Annotated in this window: 20 protein-coding genes; 16 read left to right on the top strand and 4 right to left on the bottom strand. The window is 46.5% G+C overall.

Annotation, left to right across the window (positions count from 1 at the left end; all coding sequences use genetic code 11):
* The first annotated feature begins 52 nt into the window (after positions 1-52).
* Both DXA93_RS07140 and DXA93_RS07135 read left to right on the top strand, forming a co-directional pair.
* The gene (locus tag DXA93_RS07140) at positions 53-511 is read left to right on the top strand and encodes a low molecular weight protein-tyrosine-phosphatase (protein WP_118594915.1); all 459 of its coding nucleotides are present in this window, start codon (positions 53-55) and stop codon (positions 509-511) included.
* A 229-nt stretch (positions 512-740) separates the two neighbouring features.
* Positions 741-1,679 (top strand): hypothetical protein, encoded by a 939-nt coding sequence (locus DXA93_RS07135; protein ID WP_118594914.1) that lies wholly within the window; start codon positions 741-743, stop codon positions 1,677-1,679.
* A gap of 122 nt (positions 1,680-1,801) precedes the next feature.
* On the opposite strand, the gene DXA93_RS07130 is transcribed toward DXA93_RS07135, so the two are convergent.
* The gene (locus DXA93_RS07130) at positions 1,802-2,059 is read right to left on the bottom strand and encodes a heavy metal-associated domain-containing protein (protein ID WP_330427284.1); all 258 of its coding nucleotides are present in this window, start codon (positions 2,057-2,059) and stop codon (positions 1,802-1,804) included.
* Between the two features lie 285 nt (positions 2,060-2,344).
* Here DXA93_RS07130 and DXA93_RS07125 point away from each other — a divergent pair, with 285 nt between their 5' ends.
* Positions 2,345-3,247, top strand: a complete 903-nt coding sequence (locus DXA93_RS07125; RefSeq protein ID WP_055228413.1) for an AraC family transcriptional regulator — start codon at positions 2,345-2,347, stop codon at positions 3,245-3,247.
* A gap of 10 nt (positions 3,248-3,257) precedes the next feature.
* On the opposite strand, the gene DXA93_RS07120 is transcribed toward DXA93_RS07125, so the two are convergent.
* Positions 3,258-4,592, bottom strand: a complete 1,335-nt coding sequence (locus DXA93_RS07120) for an MATE family efflux transporter (protein ID WP_022461056.1) — start codon at positions 4,590-4,592, stop codon at positions 3,258-3,260.
* A gap of 314 nt (positions 4,593-4,906) precedes the next feature.
* Here DXA93_RS07120 and pckA point away from each other — a divergent pair, with 314 nt between their 5' ends.
* On the top strand, positions 4,907-6,511 hold the full coding sequence (gene pckA, locus DXA93_RS07115) for a phosphoenolpyruvate carboxykinase (ATP) (RefSeq protein ID WP_117510336.1): 1,605 nt from the start codon (positions 4,907-4,909) through the stop codon (positions 6,509-6,511).
* A 240-nt stretch (positions 6,512-6,751) separates the two neighbouring features.
* On the opposite strand, the gene DXA93_RS07110 is transcribed toward pckA, so the two are convergent.
* Positions 6,752-8,242, bottom strand: coding sequence for an AAA family ATPase (locus DXA93_RS07110; protein ID WP_118594911.1), 1,491 nt, complete (start codon positions 8,240-8,242; stop codon positions 6,752-6,754).
* A 135-nt stretch (positions 8,243-8,377) separates the two neighbouring features.
* On the opposite strand from DXA93_RS07110, the gene DXA93_RS17825 reads away from it, so the two are divergent.
* Positions 8,378-8,542, top strand: coding sequence for a hypothetical protein (locus DXA93_RS17825; protein ID WP_158578772.1), 165 nt, complete (start codon positions 8,378-8,380; stop codon positions 8,540-8,542).
* A 2-nt stretch (positions 8,543-8,544) separates the two neighbouring features.
* Here DXA93_RS17825 and DXA93_RS07105 read toward each other — a convergent pair whose 3' ends face one another.
* Positions 8,545-9,471 carry a DMT family transporter gene (locus tag DXA93_RS07105; protein ID WP_119207960.1) on the bottom strand — a complete coding sequence of 309 codons (927 nt, stop codon included), beginning with the start codon at positions 9,469-9,471 and terminating at the stop codon, positions 8,545-8,547.
* A 315-nt stretch (positions 9,472-9,786) separates the two neighbouring features.
* Here DXA93_RS07105 and DXA93_RS07100 point away from each other — a divergent pair, with 315 nt between their 5' ends.
* From DXA93_RS07100 to DXA93_RS07055, 11 genes are all read left to right on the top strand, one after another.
* Positions 9,787-10,116 (top strand): hypothetical protein, encoded by a 330-nt coding sequence (locus tag DXA93_RS07100; RefSeq protein ID WP_119207958.1) that lies wholly within the window; start codon positions 9,787-9,789, stop codon positions 10,114-10,116.
* Positions 10,117-10,160: 44 nt separating this feature from the next.
* Positions 10,161-10,622, top strand: a complete 462-nt coding sequence (locus tag DXA93_RS18905) for an ABC transporter substrate-binding protein (protein WP_158583277.1) — start codon at positions 10,161-10,163, stop codon at positions 10,620-10,622.
* Entirely contained in the window at positions 10,619-11,713 is a 1,095-nt protein-coding gene (locus DXA93_RS07090) for an ABC transporter substrate-binding protein (RefSeq protein WP_330427287.1), read from the top strand. The genes DXA93_RS18905 and DXA93_RS07090 overlap by 4 nt, the downstream gene beginning before the upstream one ends.
* Positions 11,714-11,812: 99 nt before the next feature.
* A complete protein-coding gene (locus tag DXA93_RS07085) occupies positions 11,813-12,817 on the top strand; it encodes an ABC transporter permease (protein ID WP_022462698.1) in 1,005 nt (334 codons plus the stop codon).
* 15 nt (positions 12,818-12,832) lie between these two features.
* Positions 12,833-14,086, top strand: a complete 1,254-nt coding sequence (locus tag DXA93_RS07080; protein WP_055228407.1) for an ABC transporter permease — start codon at positions 12,833-12,835, stop codon at positions 14,084-14,086.
* A 10-nt stretch (positions 14,087-14,096) separates the two neighbouring features.
* The gene (locus tag DXA93_RS17985; protein WP_199681671.1) at positions 14,097-14,630 is read left to right on the top strand and encodes an ATP-binding cassette domain-containing protein; all 534 of its coding nucleotides are present in this window, start codon (positions 14,097-14,099) and stop codon (positions 14,628-14,630) included.
* Between the two features lie 44 nt (positions 14,631-14,674).
* A complete protein-coding gene (locus tag DXA93_RS17980; protein WP_199681673.1) occupies positions 14,675-15,103 on the top strand; it encodes an ABC transporter ATP-binding protein in 429 nt (142 codons plus the stop codon).
* Entirely contained in the window at positions 15,096-15,914 is an 819-nt protein-coding gene (locus tag DXA93_RS07070; protein WP_022462701.1) for an ABC transporter ATP-binding protein, read from the top strand. Before DXA93_RS17980 ends, DXA93_RS07070 begins: the two co-directional genes overlap by 8 nt.
* Positions 15,915-16,112: 198 nt before the next feature.
* Positions 16,113-17,978, top strand: a complete 1,866-nt coding sequence (locus tag DXA93_RS07065; protein WP_022462702.1) for a sensor histidine kinase — start codon at positions 16,113-16,115, stop codon at positions 17,976-17,978.
* On the top strand, positions 17,950-19,398 hold the full coding sequence (locus DXA93_RS07060; RefSeq protein WP_118700506.1) for a response regulator: 1,449 nt from the start codon (positions 17,950-17,952) through the stop codon (positions 19,396-19,398). Before DXA93_RS07065 ends, DXA93_RS07060 begins: the two co-directional genes overlap by 29 nt.
* Positions 19,391-21,148 carry an ABC transporter ATP-binding protein gene (locus DXA93_RS07055; RefSeq protein ID WP_117510327.1) on the top strand — a complete coding sequence of 586 codons (1,758 nt, stop codon included), beginning with the start codon at positions 19,391-19,393 and terminating at the stop codon, positions 21,146-21,148. Before DXA93_RS07060 ends, DXA93_RS07055 begins: the two co-directional genes overlap by 8 nt.
* The last annotated feature ends 112 nt before the right edge of the window (positions 21,149-21,260 follow it).

The following is a 21,260-nucleotide window of genomic DNA, read 5'->3' as shown; positions in this document are numbered from 1 at the left end:
AACAAAACAATGGTTTATATAGGTAGGGTATGTTGAAGAGTTATGTTTTAACATACCCTATATTTTATGCCACGGCAATATTTGCCGCTCGACTCTTGCTGAGAGCGTATTCACCCACAAAGTAAATTCCCTCGGCCTTACCCACAATTTTGAAATTGACAGCTTCGCCACCAGCCGCGAGGAGATCGGCAATCCGCCGCACTACGGGACAGTCAATAAACTGCGCGAGGAGCACATTCCGCTCGTGCCGCATCACGCGAAGCAGATTACATGGAAGGATTACGAGCGCGCCGACTACATCATCGGCATGGATACCGCGAATATCCGCAATCTGAACCGGATGCTGAAGAATGATCCGGATGGAAAGGTTTACAAATTTCTTTCCTTCGCCGGTTCCGGCCGCGATATTGCGGATCCGTGGTATACGGGAGATTTTGAGGCGACGTACCGCGATGTCGTGGAGGGATGCAACGGCTTTCTGGTGTATCTGCGCCGGGAAGGAAAAATCTGAAAAACAAAAAGCGCCGAAAACAAGGCCAGTGCCCATTTGCAGAGAATGCGGCACTGGCCTTTTAATATAAGAAAATTCTATAGCCGCTCTAAAGAATTAGCAATTAGACGTAACCAGACAGATATGGTATGATAACTGCATAGAAAACATAGCGAAATAATAGGGAAACAAAAGCTTTCCTATTTGAAAATTCATTCGATAGAACACGCGAAAGAGAGGCAGAAAATCAATGGCGAATTATGATTATGAGATTGTAAATGGAAGAAAAATCCGCGTAAGACCAAAAGAAACCGTATCGGAGATCGACAAAAACGGCTATTTCCGCAGACAGCCGAATCACTTCACGACTCCGTTCGGCGACGGTGAAAACGATCTGAAGGCAGAAGGTAATAAGAGATACCGTCTCGTCTGGGCAAAGCTGTGCCACTGGTCCAACCGCGCGGCGATCGTAAGAGAGCTGGAGGGCCTGGAAGATCAGATTTCCGTCAATATGGTAGAACATGCCCCGTATGAGAAAAACCTTGGCTGGGAATACGTTTACAATGAAAACAACATCGACCCGGTGCTCGGCGATCAGTTCCTCTCTGAGGCGTATTACCGTGCTGATGATGATTACCAGGGAAGAACGACCGTTCCGGCGCTGATCGACACAACGACGGGAAAGGTAGTCAACAACGATTACAACTGGCTGACCACTTATTTCGAGGTCAACTTCCGCCCATGGCACAAAAAAGGTGCGCCGGAGCTGTATCCGGTGGAGCTGCGGGAAGAGATTGACAAGATGAATCTCTGGCTCTTCGATAATATCAACAACGCGGTATACCGCAGTTCCTTCTCCAGAAGCAACGAAGGCCATTTCGACGGTGTGAACACCTTCTTTGCAGATTTTGCCGTGCCGCCGGCAGACGCCAAGGGAAGAATTGAGGGAGAGGAAGACGGCTTCCGCGCCAGCACACACTACGATCTGGCACTTCCGAAGATTGACTGGGATGCACAGTGGAAGGTTTCGACCGAGCGCGCCTACCTGTCCTCAGACCCGACCCATCCGATCTATCTTGGAAACAACCGCAGATTCGACATCGACCCGACCTGGTACGATCTGGGCGCAGAATCTCCGAAAAAAGAGGAGAAAGAAACGCCGCCGTCCTGCGGATGCTGCTGCGGCTGATCAAATCATAGATAAAAAATAGAAAACACCGTTTCAGAGGCAGATTTCCAAAAGAAAATAAACTTCTGAAACGGTGCTTTTTTCCGACGCACAAACTGCAAAAGGAAAGGCATGAAATCCGCTTATCGTCCGAAATGGAAAAATCCCTTTTTCTCATACGGCTCACTCGTATACGAAACCAGCTCATATCCGATGTCCTTGATCTGCTGTTTCAGATACGGAATATCGAGCGGCGCTTCGCTGATGACAACGGTCTCGCCGCTTTTTGCAGAAGAGTTTACTTTCTTTGGAGAGCAGCTCTTGCGGACTACATCATTCATATGGGATTCGCACATGCCGCACATCATACCATCAATTTTTAAGACTGTTTTATCATACAATACCTGCTTTCTTCCGGGAATACAGCGAAACGAAAGCGTGCCGGACTGTATTCCTGGAGTTTGATGAAAAATTTGAAATCACATACCCTATCGGGGTATCTAAAATATAGCGCGGATGAAAAGAAATGTCAATAAGCTGATAAAATATGATAATTATTATCATTTAAGAAGGAAAAATACGGTCATGGAAGGGCGATTCGCCGGCAGAACATGGAAACTTGCCGGAATCGCAAAGTTCGTGTTACAATTGGGACAGCAGAGCAAAACAAGAGAGGAGACAAAAATATGCTCTCACAGATGAATTACCGAAAAGAAACACAGCCCCACGGTGATGAGCTTTTTCCGCTGAGCATTCACGTTTTCGAGACAGACCTGCAGAGTACCGTGCGGGTGTACTGCCACTGGCATGAGGAAGTGGAGCTCTTTTATGCAGTAAAGGGCGAAGCTGTTTTTCATATGGATACCGAGACCTTTCTCCTGCGGGAAGGGGAGACCGCCTTTGTCAATGCAAACCGTCTGCATGAGGTAGAGGGAATCGACGGACAGGAATTTACGTTTCTTGCCGTTGTATTCCAGCCGCGTTTTCTGTCCGGCACATCGCTTGACCGGATCCAGCAGCAGTATATCGAACCAGTGCTGTCCTCCGAGATCCGTTTTCCATCCAAGACAGAGCGGGGGACACGCCTTGCAGAAAAAACGGCACAGGCCATGCAGGAGATCCGAAATCTGCAGGAAAGAAAAGAACCGGGCTGGGAGCTGCTGTTAAAAGCGGAACTTCTGAAAATCTGGCAGGGATATTACAGTGCGGCAGAAAAGAACGGCGGAAAAACGGATGCCTCGACGAATTACCGTGTCAGCAGAATGAAAGAGATCCTCACATACATGAATGCTCATTTCTGTGAGGATCTCGAAATCGCGGAACTGGCGAGCCAGTTTCATATGAGTGAGAGCGCTTTCTGCCGCTTCTTTAAGTCGATTATGCATATTTCCGCCGTGACGTATGTCAATAACCTGCGGATTGCCGAGAGCTGCCGGCTGCTGCTTTCCACCGAGGAGGCGATCAGCAAGATTGCGAGCGACTGCGGATTCCGAAATATCAGCTATTTTAACCGCGTCTTCCAGGAACGCATGCACCAGACGCCGGGGCAGTTCCGCAGTTTATCCGCAGAAAACCGTACTGCGATATAAGATTCGGAACTTATGCAGGCTTCTGCGATCGGAATGCACGCCGCAGGAAGAAAAGTCCGGTCATATCAGCCAGTGCCCAGCCGATCGGAATAGCGATCCAGATTCCGGCAACGCCAAGCGCCGTGGCGGAGAAAAGGTATGCCAGCGCCACACGCATGCCAAGCGAAATGACGGTCAGAACAACCGACATCTCGGCGCGTTTGACAGCGCGGTAATACCCGTACAGCAGAAACAGCCATCCGATGCCGAGATAGAACGAGCCTTCCAGCCGCAGGTACTGTACGCCGATCGCGATGACCTCCATTTCTGATGCTTTCACGAAAATCTGCATCAGCGGATGCGCGAACAGATTGACAAGCAGAGAAATGACGATGGAAAAAGCAGCGCTCAGTGCAAAAGCATCTTTCGTGCCGCGCCGGATCCGCTCGTGATTTCCGGCTCCGTAATTCTGTGCGGTGAAAGTGGAGTAGGCATTTCCGAAATCCTGCACCGGCAGATAGGCAAAGGTATCAATTTTCACCGCGGCCGCAAATGCCGCCATGACCGCCGGACCGAAGCTGTTGACGAGCCCCTGTACCATCAGAATGCCGAAATTCATGACCGACTGCTGAATGCAGGTCATCGAAGAAAGATTCAGAATCTCTTTTAAAATGGAATGGCTGAAACGCCATTCTTTTTTTGACGGCAGCCACATGCGGCAGCGGAGCAGCACATAGAGCAGAATACCGACGGCGGACACATACTGCGCAAGAACCGTAGCGAGCGCCGCGCCTGCGATGCCGAACGGCAGTACAGCGACAAAGAGCAGATCCAGTGCAATGTTCAGCACAGCAGAGACAGCGAGAAAAATCAGCGGCACAGAAGAGTTTCCGAGCGCGCGCAGCATACAGGAAAAGAAATTGTATACGGATGTTGCAATAAGGCCGGCAAAGATAATCAGAAGATACGTCCGCATGCCGGGACGGACTTCATCCGGGACGCGAAGAAACGTAAGGATCGGCTCGATGCCTGCATAAACAGCGAGATTCAGCACGAGCGTAACGGCAAGGATCAGCAGAAACGCGTGGAGAATCGAAAGTTTTAAAGAAGAAAGATCTTTTCGTCCCTGATAAATCGAAAAGAGCGCACCGGCGCCCATCGACAGGCCGAGAAAAATGGAAGTCAGAAACGTCATCAGCGTATAGGAGGAGCCGACGGCGGCGAGCGCATTGCTTCCGAGAACGCGTCCGACGATCAGGGTGTCGGCAATGTTGTAAAACTGCTGCAACAGATTTCCTGCGATCATCGGCAGGGCAAACAGGATAAGAGAGCGGGAGATTTTCCCGCGGGTCAGATCGTAATACATAAAGAAACTTCTTTCCGAACATAATTATTAATATTATAACATAAAAAATCAAAAAATGTCAATTTGCAGGATGAAGTGTACAAAAATGCAATTGTCAGAAAACTTCGAAAAATCGAAGTTTATAAAATTTTTACAGATTTTGGGACACGTTCTGTAAAAAAACGGAAGATTTTCAGTTGATTTTTTTGGCCTTTTATGTATAATTAGAGTAGAAGAGGCCGGCTGGTCCGGTTTCTTCTAAAGGATACCTTCAAATTTCTGCATTTTGCAGAATGAAGCAGTATTACTATCAAAGGAAAGAGGTTAATTACAAGATGGCACAGATCGATTTAACAAAGTATGGCATCACCGGTACCACAGAAATTGTGTACAACCCTTCTTATGAGCAGTTATTTGAGGAAGAGACAAAACCAGAGCTGGAAGGCTATGAAAAAGGCCGGGAGACAGAGCTTGGTGCAGTTAACGTTATGACCGGTATCTATACAGGCCGTTCACCGAAAGACAAATACATCGTTGTGGACGAGAATTCGAAAGATACTGTATGGTGGACTTCTGATGAGTACAAAAACGATAACCATCCGGCAACCCAGGAAGCATGGGCAGCAGTAAAAGAGATCGCCAAAAAAGAGCTCTCCAACAAAAGACTGTTCGTTGTAGATGCATTCTGCGGCGCAAATAAAGATACCCGTATGGCTATCCGCTTCATCGTTGAGGTAGCTTGGCAGGCACATTTCGTAACTAACATGTTCATCAAACCTACAGCAGAAGAGCTTGAGAACTTCGAGCCGGATTTCGTTGTTTACAACGCATCCAAAGCAAAAGTTGAGAACTACAAAGAGCTGGGTCTGAACTCTGAGACAGCAGTAGTATTCAACATCACAAGCCGTGAGCAGGTTATCGTCAACACATGGTACGGCGGAGAGATGAAGAAAGGTATGTTCTCCATGATGAACTACTATCTGCCGCTGAAGGGCATCGCTTCCATGCACTGCTCTGCAAACACAGACCTTAACGGTGAGAACACCGCAATCTTCTTCGGACTTTCCGGAACAGGAAAAACAACTCTTTCCACAGACCCGAAACGTCTTCTGATCGGTGATGACGAGCACGGCTGGGACGACAACGGAGTATTCAACTTCGAGGGCGGCTGCTATGCAAAAGTCATCAACCTGGACAAAGAGTCTGAGCCGGACATCTACAATGCAATCAGACGTGACGCTCTGCTTGAGAACGTTACCGTTGATGCAGCAGGCAAGATCGACTTCAATGATAAGAGCGTAACCGAGAATACTCGTGTATCTTATCCGATCAACCACATTGAGAACATCGTTCGCCCGATTTCTTCTGCACCGGCAGCTAAGAATGTTATCTTCCTGTCCGCAGATGCATTCGGCGTACTTCCGCCAGTATCTATTCTGACACCAGAGCAGACTCAGTACTACTTCCTGTCCGGATTTACTGCAAAACTTGCAGGAACCGAGCGCGGAATTACCGAGCCGACTCCTACCTTCTCTGCATGCTTCGGCCAGGCATTCCTGGAGCTGCACCCAACCAAATATGCAGAAGAGCTTGTTAAGAAAATGGAGAAGAGCGGAGCAAAAGCATACCTGGTTAACACAGGCTGGAACGGAACCGGAAAACGTATCTCCATCCGTGATACCCGTGGAATCATCGATGCAATCTTAAGCGGTGCTATCAACGAAGCTCCGACGAAGACTATTCCGTACTTCAACTTCGAAGTTCCGACTGAACTTCCGGGCGTTGATCCGGCTATCCTGGATCCTCGCGATACCTATGCTGATGCTTCCGAGTGGGAGACCAAAGCACTGGATCTGGCTGAAAGATTCATCAAGAACTTTGCAAAATACGAAGGAAACGCTGCTGGTAAAGCACTTGTTTCCGCTGGTCCGCAGAAATAAATTTTCTGAATTGACCGAAAGGAAGCCCCTGACATGAAAGTGTCAGGGGCTTCCTTTTATGAAAATATCTGGAGAAATAAAATAGTTCCCTGCCCGAAAGTACAGACTGATGGGACAGGAAACTATTTTACAGCACACTCCAAAATAATGCAAAAAATTTCAGCACCACAGAGCGTGAATTGTTGCGTCACTGGTTTTCGCCGTACCCTGATACGCCTTCAAAATAGAAAATAAGGCAGATCAGCAGGACAAGAGCAGTTCACGTACCATTTCTGCATCAAAGGTAACAGAGGAAACATGGTTGACTTCTATCTGATATAACGCATTTGCTGCGATATGCTCAGCAGCCTGCTCAAGATCACGAATACCGCTTGTGTTTTCGTGGCAGGAGATTACGGCATCGAGTCCTTCCAGTGTCAGAATGCATTCATTTTCTTTCATACCGATGCGTTTTAATACCTTTGGAAGTGCATAGCGGGAGAAAATGATTTTCTTTTCTTCCGGTGTGTAGTCCGGAATTTCAATCACAGCGAAGCGGGACATCAGCGGAGCACTGATCTGGTTCTTGTCGTTTGCGGTTGCAATCGGGTATACACCGACGGTCGGGATCATACATTCGATATAGTTATCGGTAAAACCAAGATTATCAAGAAGGGTCAGCAGAACATCTGCCGGGTTTCCGTTTCCTTTGCCGGAGGCAGCCTTGTCGAGCTCATTGATGATAAAGACGAGGTTGGATTCACCAGCCATGGAAAAAGCATCCATGATGATTCCCGGTTTTGCGTTTGCGTAGATGCGGGAACTTCCGGTCAGCTGTTCCGGGTCATTAATCGAACTCATATCGAGTGTTGTCCACGGTAATTTTAAGATACGCGCAACGGCATAAGCAATCTGCGATTTTCCGGTTCCGGCAGGACCGATCAGTAACAGACCATAGGCCGGCAGCGTATGAGTCCGGTTAATCTGAATGATGGTTTCGATAATTCTCTGCTTCACGCGTTCCATGCCATACAGTTCTTCATCGAGGATCCGGCGTGCTTCCACTGGATCAATGGCTTCAAAATAGTTGCTTTTCCATTGAATATTCATCATCATGGAGAGGGCGCGCTGTGCGTGACGACGTTCTTCGGGAGAGACTTCGTGGGAACGGGCAACAGCGAGGTTTCGACGAGCCCAAAGGCGGATATTGTCCGGCAGCGTTCTTCCGGCACAGTTCATAAAATCAGTGATGGATTGGATGCTGGTGAGCTTCATGCTGTCACCGGTTTCCTCCTGATCCTCATCCTCAACTTCTTCTTCCGGTGCATTGCTGGCGAGGAGACGCTCAATCATAAACTGTAAAAATCCATCCTCAGCCGAAAGCTTTGCACCGCCACCGAAAGCGATCTCGCGGATTTTGTAAACTGCATAACCGTCGGATGTTTGTGCACCGGAAAGGCGGACATTGATATGGTTTTCACCGAGCCATTTTAAAAGGCTGACAAAACGGGCATCGATCTGAAGAATGTCGGCAATAAAGGTTTCTTCTTCCTCTTTAAATTCAAACGAGGTCCGTTTGGATGGGTTTGTGAAAATACCACAGGGATGATGCGGGAAAGCCTTCTCTTTTGTATCCAGAATTAGGATCGGCTGATCCGGAGAAGTAAACGGTGCGTTTGTGCGGAAAACAGTATACGTACATTCGGAAACTTTTGCTTTTTCCGGGGAATTGCTGAAATCAAAAACGGGCATGACAGAACCTCCTAATAAAATAAGTGCTTATTGGTACAATAAAAACAGTGTAGCACGAATTAAAAAATCCTGCAATCAATATGCAGAATTTTGTATTTTTATGCCATGAAAATATTGGGCAAGCGGATATTCGAAATGGAAGCAGGTGACTTACTTGATTCGGTTAAATTTTCGGATGGCATAAAAAAGCCCTCCGGACAGGATCACACTGCGGCGGAGGGGAATTATGTCATCAAAGCAAGCTGCCGTAAGAAAGAAGCTCGCAAAACAGAAATCTTTCTTACACTGAAAAAGGAATAACATCAGGAAACAGCGTTGGCTTTGTGAAAGTTCGGAAGCTGTACCAGCACGATCGCTGCAAACATCAGAATACAGCCGGAGAGCTCGCGAGCGGAGAGAGCCTGATGAAGGAGAATCCAACCGGCAAGAACAGAAAAAACGGATTCCAGGCTCATAAGCAGAGAAGCTGTGGTAGGATTTAATCCTTTCTGCCCGATGATCTGCAGGGTATAGCCAATACCTGAAGAGAGAATTCCGGCATAGAGAATCGGCATCCAGGCGTGCAGAAGATCGGAGAAGTTTACGGTTTCAAAGAGAACCATACAGACAGCGGACAGGATCGAACAGGTAAAAAACTGAATGCAGGACATTTTGATGCCGCTGACAAGCGGAGAAAAATGATCAATAACCAGAATATGTACGGTAAATCCGAGCGCGCAGGCAAGCACAAGAAAATCTCCCTTCTGCAAAGAGAAGGAGCCGTCTGTCATACAGAGCAGATAGAGACCAGCGACGGCAATAAGAACTGCGAGCCAGACCTTCGGCTGTACACGCTTTCGGAGAAAAAAACCGCAGACCGGAACAAGTACGATGTAAAGTGCGGTGATAAAACCGGCCTTTCCGACGGTTGTGTACTGGATGCCGATCTGCTGCAGAGTTGAGGCGACAAACAGTGCGATGCCGCAGAGAATACCGCCCGCCCAGAGCGTTTTTGGCTGTGTGCCATTTTCTGACGAAGCATCCGGCGGTAGGGTTCGCTTTTTACGCGAGGAGAAAAAGACAATCAGCGGAAGAAGCGTAAGTCCGCCGAGCAGGTTTCGTGCCGCGTTGAACGTAAAAGGTCCGACATAATCCATACCGGTCTGCTGTGCGACAAAGGCAGAACCCCAGATCGCAGCGGTCAGAAGCAGAAGCGCTGACTGTCGGTACTTATGAGAAACAGTATTCATAATAGAAAAAACCTCCTGAAATTGATACGATATTCATCATAGCACAAAGAGATGGAAAAAGCGAACGGAAAAATGTCGGAAAAGACGGAAAAATAGCACAAATAATCATAATGACGAAATAGTGCAGATGTTGCGAAAACGGATATGTGAAAAATGAGCAGAACAAAGGGAGTTAAAAAGAGTAAAATGAGCAATTTAACCAACATAAAACAAAAAAAGAACACCAAAAACAAAAAATAGACACTGTTTTTCTAACAGTCTTTGTATATAATGAATTCATCAAGCAAGAACGAAAACCTTAAGGAGGTAAAAAGTATGAAAAAGCGTAACATGAAAGTCCTTGCACTGTTAATGACAGTGGCAATGGCAGGAACGATGCTTGCCGGATGTGGAGACAGCGGAAGCACAAGCACTAGTTCAAGCGGAGGAGCAACAGCATCCTCCAGCGGAACAGCAGATGCATCAAGCGATACCACAGCAGCATCTTCCAGCACAGCAGATGCTTCCAGCGAAGATACCACAGGTTCAGATGATGTGGTAGGCGAGCTCCAAGAAATGAAACTCTTTACTTCGCAGGACAGCAGTGGGGTACCGTCAATGATTACAACCCAATGTCCGCAAACTCAAACAATGCAATGGTTATAGCGCAGGGCGATGCTTCACGTGTACTTGTTTATGAAACTCTTTATATGTGGAATCCACTGGATGCAAAAATGTATCCGTTGCTTGCAGACGGAGATCCGGTTTGGAACGATGCCCGTACCGAAATTACCGTTAAGATCAAAGCTGATGCAAAATGGAATGACGGCACACCGGTTACTGCAAAAGACGTAGCAGCTACCTATCATGCACATGTAGATTACAATTCTTCTACCGGCGCTGAAATGAAGAGCTACATTGCAGATGTTGTTGCACAGGATGACAGTACCGTAGTCTTCAAACTGACAACCGATGACTCCGGCGAAGCAGTTAACCCGGTTCTTGCGGAAAGATATCTTCCAATGCTTTATATCATGCAGGAAAACTATCTGAAGACCGTAGCTGACAGAAACAACAACGATGCTGAAGCAATTAAAATGGATAAGATGGACGATCTGGTAACTTCCGGACCGTACAAAAAATACTTTGACAATGACCAGAACGTAGTCTGATCCGCGATGATAATTATTGGGGACAGGCAGATTCCATGTGGGGTAAGCTTCCGGTTCCGAAATATATTTCTCACCCGATCTTTAAAGATAACGCAGCAGCTACCACCGCATTCCAGAATGGTGATATTGATGTGGCACAGATATTCATCACAGACCTTCAGAAATTGTGGTTAGAGCAGGATCTTCCGATTTCTACCTATGTTGATGAAGCACCGTATCAGCTGTGTATGACAATGCCTACCCTGTTCTTTAATACAGAAGTAGAAGGACTGGATCAGGTAGCTGTTCGTAAGGCAATCGCTATGGCAGTTGACTACGATCAGGTTATTTCTTCAGCAATGTCCGGACAGTCTCCTACCTTCGCAGATGTTCCGCGTTCTGTCATGAACCCGACCGATGCTGAGCAGGCTATGGTGGATCAGGATGCCTTAAAAGAGTATCAGTGGTCCAATGCCGATGTAGAAGGTGCTAAGAAGCTTCTGGACGATGCCGGAATCGTAGACACCGACGGAGACGGAATCCGTGAGTACAACGGAAAGAACCTTTCCTATAAGGCTGAGTGCCCGACAGGATGGTCTGACTGGAATGCAACCCTTGAAATCGTAGCAGCAGCAGGAAAGAATATTGGTATCAACATTGAGACCTACTTCCCGGAAGCAGCAAACTACAGCACGGATTACAGTACCGGAAACTTCGAAATCACCATGCAGTCCGGCCCTGGTACATCGGTTGCCAACCCGTACATGAGATGCCGTTTCTTCATGAGCTCTGATTACAACGATCTTGAGGTTAACTTCAGTGGTAACTTCGGTCATTATCAGAACGACCGTGTAGATGAAATCCTTGCAGCAATTCCTCATGAGACCGATGATGCAAAACTGAAAGATTACTATACAGAACTTTCCAAGATTATGCTGGAAGATTGCCCGTGTGTACCGCTGATGTACAGACCGCAGGTATTCCACGAAGTAAACGAGTCCGTATGGACCAACTATCCGCAGAAAGACGATGGAACCAATGTTCCTCCGATGGACTGCACCGATGGTTATGGCGTAGCAGCACTGTACAATCTGGAACTGATTGACGGCTGATTTGCCAAACAGAAAGAAAGCACACACTGAATTGTAACAGAGGCGGCCGGAGCCGGGGTGCTCCGGCCGCTTTTACAAAATCAGAAGGAGGGTTCCTCTATGAAAGGAATGAAAAAGTATTATACGCAGAAGATCATGTGGTATCTTTTGACGTTAGTCTTTGCAGTGCTGCTGAACTTCATTCTTCCGCGTCTGATGCCGGGCGATCCGGTTTCAACTATTGCGTCCAAATCGGTAGAAGGTATGACCGATGCGACTGCAATTCAGAAAGTATATGAAGACTATGCAGCGAAATTTGGTATTAACAAACCAATGTATGTCCAGTTTTTTACTTGGGTAAAAAATGCACTTCGCGGTGATTTCGGCATTTCTTTCAGCCAGTATCCGCGTACCGTATCCGATATTATTTCCAGTTCGGTTCTGTGGACCATATGTTTACAGCTTCCGGCCATTATTGTTGGATGGATTCTTGGTAACCTGCTTGGTGCAATTGCAGCTTACATGAAAGGTGTTTTCGACAAGGCAATCCTTCCGGCATTCCTGTTTATCAGTAACGTACCTGCCTTTGGTATGGCAACCGTACTTTTATTTGTTTTCTCACTGAAATTACATATTGCACCTGCAGCAGGCGGCTATGCGAGCAGTATGATTCCGCATATGAGCCTTGCTTTTATGAAATCTGTGCTTTCACATTACCAGTTGCCGTTCTGGTCTATCGTAATCATCACGATCGGCGGCCAGGCTATTGGTATGCGTTCAATGTCAATTTATGAATTGAATGCCGACTATGTAAAATACAGTCGTTTCCTTGGAATCAAGGATCATACGATTGTGAAATATGTGTTCCGTAACGCAATGCTTCCGCAGATCACCGGTCTTGCAATGTCCCTTGGTACCATGATAGGCGGTAACCTGGTAGCTGAGATGGTATTCAGTTATCCGGGACTTGGAACAACGATGCTCTCAGCAGTTACCGGCCAGGATTATCCGTTGCTTTCTGCCTGTACGTTAATCATTACTATCATGGTTCTGCTGGCCAACCTGCTTGTTGAACTTCTGTATGCAGTCATTGACCCACGTGTCAAAGCATCCCAGCAGGATTAGAAAGGAGAATACGCTATGAAAAATACAATCAAACAGATTTTTCATTCAGGAAAATTCGTGACAGGATTTGTAATCTTCTTGGCAATTCTCCTGACTATTATCATCTATCCGCTTGTTGTGGCAAAAGATCCGCTGGCAATGATCGGAAACGGAAACTTTTTCAAACCGGGTACCTATCTTTCGATTCAGGACACCGTAAATTCCGGCAAAACGTATAAGATGAATGTTGATGCAACCGCATCCATCGTTGAAAGCAAACTGACAATGGACAACCGTTCTATGATGGCAGAATGGCTGGAAAAATACGGCGGTGTAGATGCCAGTGAAATCGATGTTACCGATGCAGAAGGTCTGATTGCTCTCTGGGAGGAAAAATATGACCCAAATGCAGAACAGAAAGGCCTTATCGCAGCAAAAAAGAAAAAATATCAGCGTCTTGACAACGAAATCGACGGTATTTTAGAGGATGTTCCAACCATTATTGCCGAGAAAAATGAAGAGACCGGTGAGCTGGAAGAGGTTCAGAGCATCGACAGCAAGCAGTACATCAATGAAAAAGATGTCATTAACCGTCAGAACTTTGTTCTTGGTACAGATAACTTTGGTCGTGATGTTTTGACTGAGCTGATCTCTGCAACAGGTTCATCCCTGAAAATTGGTCTGGTTGCGGGAATCATTGCAACTGTGATCGGACTGTTCCTCGGACTTCTTGCAGGTTACCTTGGAGGTTTTGTGGACAACCTGATTCTGTTCTTTACCAACTTGTTCACCGTTATCCCATCCTTCGTTCTCCTGATCCTCATCTCCTACAGCGTAGGTGAGTCTCAGAGGGGAATCATGATGGTGGCACTCCTGATCGGAATTACCGCATGGCCGTGGACAACACGTTCTGTACGTTCCCAGGTTATTTCTCTTCGAAACCGTGACCATGTAAACCTTTCCAAACTGTCCGGCCACAGCATGCTGCGGATTGTCCTTACCGACATCCTTCCGTACGTTGCATCCTACGTTGTTATGGCCTTCATTCTCCAGATTTCCTCCGGAATTCTGGCAGAGGCACAGCTTTCTATGATCGGACTTGGACCGGCAACCACAAAGACTGCAACACTTGGTCTTATGATGCAATGGGCAACCCAGTACAATGCACACTTAAACGGTGCATGGTGGGCATATTTCCCGGTTATTCTTGTAATCGCACTTATTTCATTTTCTCTTAACCTGATGAACACCGGTCTTGACCAGGTATTCAACCCGCAGTTAAGAGACTAAGGAGGCAGCTATGGGAAAAGTAATGCTGGAAGTAAACAATCTGAAAACGAAATATGTAACTCGTTTTCATGAAGATGTATACGCCGTAGACGGAGTCTCCCTGAAGATTGAGGAGGGAAAATCCCTCGGTGTAGCAGGTGAGTCCGGCTGTGGTAAATCGACGCTGGCACTGTCCCTGATGGGCTATTATTTCGCACCGCTTCACTACATCAGCGGCGATATTATCGTAGATGGAAGAAAAATTTCCGGAATGAAACCAGACGATGTCCGGAAAAATATTCTGGGCAATGAGATCGCCTACATTCCGCAGGCAGCAATGAATGCTCTGAACCCGACACAGAAAATCATCCGATTTGTAGAAGACGTTATTCATGCGCATGATCCGAAAATGCCGAGAAAGGATATTTATGATCTGGCAAAAGAACGTTTTCAGATCTTAGGCCTGCCGGAGGAGGTACTGCAAAAGCATGCGGTTGAGCTTTCCGGAGGTATGAAACAGAGAACCGTTATCGCAATTTCGACCATTCTTCTCCGAAGGTACTGATCGCCGATGAGCCATCGTCCGCGCTGGATGTAACTTCCCAGAAAATGGTTATTAAAATGATGCGTGATCTGATGGAAAAAGGATTTATCAAATCCATGATCTTCATCACACACGAGCTGCCGCTTCTTTACAACGTAACCGATGATATTATGGTTATGTATGCTGGACAGATTGTAGAAAAAGGTACCGCAAAAGAAATGGTATTCGATCCGCTGCATCCATATTCCAAAGGTCTGATGGGATCGATCATCGTTCCGGAGGAAGGTGTAAGAGAACAGAAGCTGACTGCAATTCCGGGAACTCCGCCAAACCTGAAGCATCCGCCGGAGGGCTGCCGTTTCGCAGACCGCTGTCCTTATGCACAGCCAACCTGCCGCGGTATGAAACCAGAGGTCATCGAACTGCCGAACGGAAGAGAGTACCGCTGCCTGATGTCTGAGAGAAAGGTTCGGGAGGTGTATGCAAATGCGTGATGGTAAAGAATTAAAACCATGCCTCTCCGGAAGAGGCGTAACGAAAGTGTTTGGCTTTGGCGATGCAAAAACGGTCGCTGTAGACCATGTTGATTTCGATTTTCATGAAGGTGAATTTGTTTCTATCGTAGGAGAATCCGGATCCGGAAAAACAACCCTTTCGAAGATGTTGCTCGGGCTGATCAGCGTAACGGAAGGTGAAATTGATTTCCAGGGTAAACCAAGAGACATCTCGAACGGAAAGAAGAAAAAAGAGTACTGGAAGGGAATTCAGGCGATTTTCCAGGATCCGTTTGCTTCCTACAATATGTTTAAACGTGTAGATTCTGTTCTGCTGGATTGCATTAATATGCGCGGTGACAAGAATCTGCCGAAAGAAGAAAAAGAACGTCTGATGACAGAGGCCTGCAGCTTTGTAAACTTAAAATACGCAGAACTGACAAACAAATATCCATTTGAGCTGTCAGGAGGCCAGATGCAGCGACTGATGATTGCACGTATTTTCCTTCTGAAACCAAAGATTCTGCTTGCCGATGAGCCGACGTCTATGATTGATGCCTGCTCACGTGCAACGATCCTGGATATGCTGCTGAAGTTGCGTGATGAGATCAATATGACGATTATCTTCATCACCCACGATATTGGTCTTGCTTACTATGTATCCGATAATGTTTATATTATGGAGCATGGAAAATTTGTGGAATCGGGACCGGCAGAAGAAGTAATTCTTCACCCGACAGCAGCGTATACCAAACGTCTGATCAGCGATGTTCCAAAGATTTATGAACCGTGGGATCTGACAACAGTATAACAATGGTACGAAAGCTGTTTCCCTGGAATCATGCTTTGCGTCATATATGAGTCTTGCGAAAAGAGAGACGGTGCACGGAAAAAAAGTGTACCGTCTTCTCTTTTTGTCAATAATTTTTCTGAAAAAATTGCTTTTTAAAGAAAAAACTGGTAAAATTAGTAAGGTTACAGAACCGAAAAGAAAACTGGGGGATGAAAAATGCGAAACTGGTTTCGCGGACTGAAACTGAACCAAAAATTTACCGTAACAACGTTGATCTTTATTTTTATTCCGCTTTTTGGCATGATGTGCTTTGGGTTTAGGAGTATCAAAAAGAATGCCATAGATCATGGGGTAAATGAAGCAGTAACGGCAATAGATCTTACCTGTGCGGAGGTGAATGCAAAAGCGAATGCCTGCTCAATGGTTGTAGATACGCTGCAGGAGTATGAACCGTTGGAAAAATATCTTCTTCATCTCAGGAGGGGAGAGGAGATCTCGGAGAGCTATTATCAGCAATTTCGAAACAACAGCATCAGCATAATCGATAAAATGCAGGAGGCAATGCCAGATCTGTACCAGATCCATATTTTTGCCATGGCAGATGGTTTTCTGGAGCAGCAGCCGATCCTGTACCAGAAGGAAAAGATGAAAAACTGCGCCTGGTACCGAAGCTATCAGGGCGGAGGACAGTGGTTTTTTGACATACAGGAAAAAAATATTATCTCCGGTACAAAAAAAGAAGGTTCCCATTTGATGACTTATGTACGGGAACTGCGGGATCAAAGCGGAGGAAGGCTTGGCGTGATCGAGGTATCCATGCGTATGGCAGACATATTTCCCGAAATTTATCGATCCGGTGACAGCAGCTGGGCCTGCTTTGTTGATGAAAATTGGAATTTATATGACTGCGGAAAAACAGCGGCAGCCTGCAAATGGCAGTCCTATCGGGGGCTGATTCTGTTCCGGGCAGGAATCCGTGACAGAAAAGAGAGTCAGCAGAGCGCGGTGATTGACCGGAAAAACGTTGCAATTGTGCTTCGGAAAGTCGATAAACTCAATGGAATGTTTGTAACACTGACCAATTTGGATGATGCAACCGGAAACATGATCAAACAGCAGCAGAGAATGCTGCTTGAATTTGCCGGCTTCGGGCTGCTTCTGATTGTGGTGGTCAATCTGATTGTGCGTGGCCTGCTGAAGGAGTTTTATGACGTCCTGTGTGAGATGCGTCAGATTGACAATGGAACAACAAAGATAAAGGTTTGTTACAGCGCAGAAGAGATGCGGGAAATGAGCTATGGTATCAACGGAATGCTGGAGAGAATTCAGAAACAGAACGAGGAAAGCATCAAAAGGGAGGCAGCGCTGAAAGATACGGCAATCCGGGCAATGCAGAACCAGATTAACGCTCATTTTATTTATAATGTTCTGGAATCCATTAAGATGATGGCTGAGATTAATGAAGAGTATACGATTTCCGATGCGGTAACAGCACTTGGTGAAATGCTGCACTACAATATGCGCTGGAATAAATTTCTGGTAACCGTTCAGGATGAGATGAATTATATTCAGAACTATGTGGAACTGATGAATCTGCGGTATGATTTCACAATTACATTATCTGTTCAGATACCGGAAAATTTGTATCGGCAGGATATCCCCAAGATGTCTCTTCAGCCGATTGTGGAAAATGCAATCACACATGGAATTGAGGAGCTGGATGCAGACGCCGTCATTGAAATCAAAGGAATAGAGCATGAAAAGAGCTTTGAGATTGAAATCACAGATTCCGGAATAGGCATGTCAGAAAAGCAGCTTGCAATTCTGAGACGTAAACTAAGAATGCGCCTGAATTCAGATACACAGCCGAAACATGGAATCGGGCTTCGGAATGTACAGGACAGAATCCACATTCAATTTGGAACAGAGTATGGACTGTCAGTTTATACAAAAGAGCATTGCTATACGAAGGTGAGCATTCATCTTCCCATCACGAGGGGGAAATATTCTCCGATGGATCAAGAGGGTGACGAGAAAGAGGAAGAAAAAGAAAATGAATACACTGCTGGTTGTAGAAGATGAAAAATTGATTCGACAGGGAATCGTGGCGATGATCCGGCGAAGCAGCGTGCCGGTGGAGGAGATTCTGGAGTGTCGAAACGGAGAAGAGGCATTGGAGATTTTGAGAAAACAGAGGGTGGACGTCATGTTCACTGATATCCGTATGCCCAAAATGGACGGTCTGACACTGGTCAACAAAATGGAGGAGCTGTCACAGAAACCTGTTGTTATTGTTTTAAGTGGCTATGATGAATTTTCCTATGCGGTTGAAATGATGAAACATGGAGTTCGGGACTATATTTTAAAACCGATCAAGCGGGAGACGATAGAACAGCTTCTGGAAAATCTGGAACGAGAGCTTTCGGAGACCCGGGAAACGGAAGAAGAGGAAGAACGGTGCTTTTTAAATCAGCTCCGTTATCTGATGATGAATGCAGAAATGGCCGAAGAAAAAGAATGGATGGATATGGAAAGCAGGCTCCGGCGCCACATCGGAAACGACAGCTTCCGGATCCTGCTGACCAGCAAGGCAAATGGGGAACGGTTTTCGAAATGCAGCGGAATTCTGCTGGAAGGCGTAGAAGGAGGAGTTCTGTATCTTCTGCCGGAACCGGAGGCAGAGCGGATCATGAAAGAAAAAGATGAGAGATTTTGTCTCGGAGTGGGAAAAGAACATCGTTCTGTGATGGAAATTCCAGAGGCATACCAGGAAGCACTGCTGGCCCGGGAAATGGCATTTATACAGAAAAATCCTGTGGAAGAATATCAGAAAAAATGTTTTGAGGAAAAGCCGGAGCTGGCACAGTTTCAGGAAAAATTTATTCTGCAGGTGCCAACGGACCGGGCAGATACTGTGCTGCGAAAAATGCGGAACTGGTATTTTGAGGCGGCGCATCAGAGGGTCTCCCCCTATCAGCTTCTGACAGTGACGGAAGCAATCTGCAAAGAACTGGATCTTTTTTACCGCATGCCGGAAAAACAGGAAAAATGTCCGCGTCCTCTGCAGTACCGTGATGCAGATCTGTTTCTGGATGCGTTTGAAGAATGGATACACGTTTACAGGGAAAGCCTGAAAAGTCAGACAGCCGGAAAAGAAAAAATGGAAGAGGCAATTTCATATATTCGGGAAAATTATGCAAAAGATCTGAATATGGCGATGGTATCTAACCATATTTGCATGAATTATTCGCTGTTTTCAGCAGCGTTTAAAGAACATACCGGTGTGAATTTTGTGAACTATCTGAAGGAGATCCGCATTGCGGAGGCAAAGCGTCTGTTGATTCAAACAGAAGATAAAATTACGGAAATTGCCAAACAGGTTGGATTTGAAAATGATAAGCATTTCATGAAATCATTTAAAACGGCATGCGGCGTATCACCGTCTGAGTTCCGAAAAGATTACAAAATGGTTTCCAACGGAAAGGGAGGACAGGATGAGTAAAGAAAAAGAAACCGGAAAAGAGAAGAGAAGAATCCGCCAGCTGGCGCGGTATTACATTCCATATAAGGGATTGTTTTTTACCGACATGTTTTTTGCAATGCTTGGAGCAGCCATTACACTGGTGATTCCACTGATTGTACGGTATATTACGAGTACGGTTGTGGAAAAGCCGCTGGAGCAGGCAACGGGTGAGATTATCCGCCTCGGTATTCTGATGATTGCTATGGTTCTGGTTGAAATGTACTGTAACTTTTATATTGCCTATTACGGCCATGTGATGGGGGCGCGGATTGAGCATGATATGCGGAACGAGATCTTCGGCCATTATCAGAAGCTTTCGTTTGCTTTTTTCGATAACCAGAAGGTCGGCCATCTGCTGTCGCGCATCACAAGCGATCTGTTCGATATCAGTGAGCTTTTACATCATGGGCCGGAGGATATTGTCATTTCGTTTATCAAACTGATCGGCGCGATGATTATTCTGTTTGTGGTAAATCCGATGCTGGCATGTGTGCCGCTTGTGGTTATTGTGGTGATGCTGCTGTTTGCGTTAGTGATGAACAGCCGCATGAAGAGTGCATTCAAGGAAAACCGCCGCAGAATTGCGGATATCAACAGTCAGATTGAGGACAGTCTTTCGGGGATCCGTGTTGTCAAATCGTTTGGAAATGAGACAGAAGAGATGCGTAAGTTCAATGCGGGAAATGACCGTTTTGTCGATTCGAAGAAGGTCAGCTACCGCTATATGGGAATTTACAATTCGGGAATGGGAGCCTTTTCGACGCTGATTACCGTTATTTCGCTGATTGTCGGCGCATTGCTGATGACAGGTGGGAAACTTGGGGCAGCGGATCTGGTTACCTTTCTTCTGTACATCAACAACTGCACAGATCCGGTGAAAAAGCTGGTGAACTTTACGGAGCAGTTCCAGAATGGTTATTCCGGTTATGAACGTTTCCTGGAAATTATGAGCATCGCACCGGACATCCAGGACAAGCCGGATGCACTGCCACTGAAGAATGTGCAGGGAGAAGTAACCTTTGAAAACGTTTCGTTTCACTATGAGGAGTCGAAGGAAAACGTGTTAAGCAATGTGAATCTGCATGTCCCGGCCGGCGACTATGTGGCACTGGTCGGCAGCTCCGGCGCCGGAAAGACGACGCTTTGCTCGCTGATTCCGCGTTTTTACGATGTGACGGAAGGACGAATTCTGCTGGATGGAAAGGACATCCGCGATGTGAAGTTAAAGGATCTGCGCGATGAGATCGGTATTGTGCAGCAGGATGTGTACCTGTTTGCGGGAACGATCATCGACAACATCCGCTATGGCAGACCGGATGCGACCGACGAGGAGGTCATCCGCGCAGCGAAAGCGGCCAATGCACATGAATTTATCATGGAGCTGGCGGACGGCTACGACACCGATATCGGCCAGCGCGGCGTAAAACTTTCCGGTGGCCAGAAACAACGGCTTTCCATCGCCCGCGTATTCCTCAAAAACCCGCCGATTCTGATTTTCGACGAGGCAACCTCAGCGCTCGACAACGAAAGCGAAAAAGTCGTCCAGAAATCTTTGGAACTTCTGGCGAAAGACAGGACAACCTTCGTGATTGCGCACCGGCTGTCCACAATCCGGAATGCAAAGCGGATTCTGGTGCTGACGGAGAATGGAATTGCGGAGGAAGGCACACATAAGGAACTGCTCGCGAAAGGCGGGATTTATGCGCATTTGTATGAGATGCAGTTTTGATGAAAATTTCATTAGTATGACAGAAAGGCAGCGGAAGAGAAACCGCTGCCTTTTTTGACACTTTCTTATTTTCTTCATACTCTATAAAGAACAGAAAATGAAAGAGGAACAT

Origin of the sequence: Blautia sp. OF09-25XD (assembly GCF_003482095.1) — a bacterium.
Taxonomy (GTDB): Bacteria; Bacillota; Clostridia; order Lachnospirales; family Lachnospiraceae; genus Fusicatenibacter; species Fusicatenibacter saccharivorans.
Note: the sequence above shows the minus strand (reverse complement) of the source record. Positions and strands in the feature narration are given on the sequence as shown.